At 66.2% G+C, this 2369-nt stretch carries 3 protein-coding genes; 2 read left to right on the top strand and 1 reads right to left on the bottom strand.

Annotated features, from left to right (window positions below):
- Positions 1-675, top strand: a 675-nt coding sequence (locus ACIPIA_RS14445) for an EAL domain-containing protein (protein WP_400510549.1), incomplete at its 5' end; no start/stop codon positions are given.
- Positions 676-716: 41 nt separating this feature from the next.
- The gene (locus ACIPIA_RS14440; RefSeq protein WP_400510548.1) at positions 717-1760 is read left to right on the top strand and encodes an aspartate carbamoyltransferase; all 1044 of its coding nucleotides are present in this window, start codon (positions 717-719) and stop codon (positions 1758-1760) included.
- Positions 1761-1797: 37 nt separating this feature from the next.
- Here the strand turns inward: ACIPIA_RS14440 and ACIPIA_RS14435 are convergent.
- Positions 1798-2369, bottom strand: a 572-nt coding sequence (locus ACIPIA_RS14435; RefSeq protein ID WP_400510547.1) for an SIMPL domain-containing protein, incomplete at its 5' end; no start/stop codon positions are given.

Here is a 2369-nt window from a genome sequence, read left to right as displayed (position 1 = left end):
CTCTTCATTCCCCTGGCGGAGCGAACCGGCCTGATCACCGTGCTTGGCTCCTGGGTGGTCGGCGAGGCGATCAGGACCGCCCTGACCTGGCCGGGCCAGGTCGGCGTCAGCGTCAACGTCTCGGCCCGCCAGTTTGACCGCGGGCACGATCTCGTTGGAACGGTCGAGGCGCTAATCCGCACGAGCGGCATCCAGCCAGGCCGCCTGACCATCGAGATCACCGAGAGTTCGTTGATCGAGGATCCCGATCTGGTCGTCTCGCGGCTCATTGCGCTGCGAGAGCTCGGCGCACGGATCGCCCTCGACGACTTCGGCACCGGCTACTCCTCGCTCAGCTACCTGGCGCGCCTGCCGATCGACACGATCAAGATCGACCAGGCCTTTGCGCGGGAACTCGGAACCTCGCGCAAGGCCGATTCGCTGATGAGCGCCATCACCCAGCTCGCCCGCGATCTGGAACTGCGCCTGATCGTCGAGGGCGTCGAAACGCTGGAGCAACTCGCGATCATCAAAAAACATGCCGTCCACGGCATTCAAGGTTTTGTTTACGCTCGGCCGATGACAGCGGACGAATTGCTGCCCATGATTGAGACTCGTGTGGCGACGGGACGGAGGCGCGCGGCGGGCCCTCGCTCTCGGCGGCGCAAGCCGGATAGCTTCAGCCAGCTGGTCTGAAGCGCTCCGGCCGCAATTGCTTGCGCGAGCCGGAGACCTTGATGCAGCGCCCGAACTATCCGAGCGGGAAGGATCTGCTGAGCGCAGATGCCGTTTCGCGCTTCGATCTCGAGGACATCATCGAGCGTGCCGAGCGACATCTGCGCGACGAGGAGATGGAGAAGGCCGGGCTCCCCCTTTCCGAGGCTCCGCCGGCACCCCGCCGGCGACCGAAGGTCATCGCCACGCTGTTCGACCAGCGGAGCACGCGCACGCGGCTCGGCTTCCAGACCGCGGCCGCCCGGCTCGGCCATCAGGCCCTGGACGCCTACGACACCGACCGCAGCCGCATCGGCAACACGACGGGCGAGTCGATCGAGGATCATATCCACACTGTCGAGCTCTACAGCGACCTGCTGGTCGTCCGCTCGCATCAGGAGGACATGCCCTACCGCGTCGGGCGGCTGAGCTATCTGCCGGTGATCAATGCCGGCAACGGCGCCGACGAACACCCGACCCAGGCCCTGATCGATATCTTCGCCATCCGGCAGATGCGAGGCGTGATCGAGCCCCTGAGCATCGCCCTGTCCAGCGACACGCGGGCGCGCTTTGCCGTCTCCTTCGTCAAGATGCTCAGGCTCTGCCCGCCGAAGCGCTTCACCCTCTGCTGCCTGCCCGGCGTGCCGATCAACCCGCCGATGCGCGAGGCCATGGCCGTCCTCGCCAATCTCGGCAGCATCGTTAACGTCGTCCACGACATCCGCCAGACGCTCGACCATGACGTTCTGAGCATCCAGATGCAGGACATGAGCAAGTTTGCGCACGCCACGCTCGGCAATGAAGCCGTCGACAAGGAAAGGGAAAGCGAGCCCTTCACGCTGACCGCGCGCAAGATCCTCGATGCCCGTTCGGATACGCTGATCCTCAACCCCTTGCCGCGCTTCTCGGAGCTCGATACCTCCTGCGACAGCCTGCCCAACGCAGGCTACTTCCGGCAGGTCCAGCTCTCGGTCCCCATGCGGATGGCGATCCTGGAGCGCATGCTGCTGGGGATACCGTGGACGGGGCAGACCGACGTCTTCCGGTCCTCCGCCCCGGGCGGGTGAGCAGCTTCCATCGCCGTCGCCCGGCCAGCTCCCTGGTTCAGGGCGCGATCTCGAAGACCACGTTGACCTGCGTGCGGTAGCTGTTCTCGCCGCTCGCCAACGGAACCGACGCGTCGCTCGCGGCCATCCGCATCGGCGCGCCATAGGGCATGGGGCGCGGCAGGATCGACTGCTCCTCGATCGACAGGATCTTGCCGAGTCTGATATCGGCCGCCTCGGCCAAAGTCCTGGCCCGCGCCACCGCATCGGCGACCGCGAGCTTGCGCGCCTCGGTCAAGGTCGGCTTCAGATCGTCCTTCGCGAAGACGATGCCGCCGCCCTGGTTGACGCCAAGGCTTACGGCCTTGTCGAGGATCGCACCGGCTTCGGCCAGCTTGCGGACGCGCACGGTCAACGCGTTGCTGACGGTATAGCCGGTGATCTTCGGTTCGACATTGCGCTCCTTGCCGGGCTGGGCGAAGCGCGGCTGGATGTTCAGGCCGGAGGTCTGCAAATCGCGCTCGGCGATGCCGGCCTCCTTGAGCGCCGCCAGGACCTGCTTCATCGCCTCGCTGCTGGCCGTGAGGGCAGCACGCGCCGTATCGCCCTCGCGCAGCACGGTGAGATTGA

This window comes from Allobosea sp. CER48, from assembly GCF_044752385.1.
In the GTDB taxonomy this organism is placed as follows: domain Bacteria; phylum Pseudomonadota; class Alphaproteobacteria; order Rhizobiales; family Beijerinckiaceae; genus Allobosea.
This window is presented reverse-complemented; position numbering and strand designations above follow the sequence as displayed.

Excerpts from the sequence above, each read along its gene's own strand:
- ACIPIA_RS14440 (WP_400510548.1), top strand. The coding sequence starts at position 717 with ATGCAGCGCCCGAACTATCCGAGCGGGAAGGATCTGCTGAGCGCAGAT.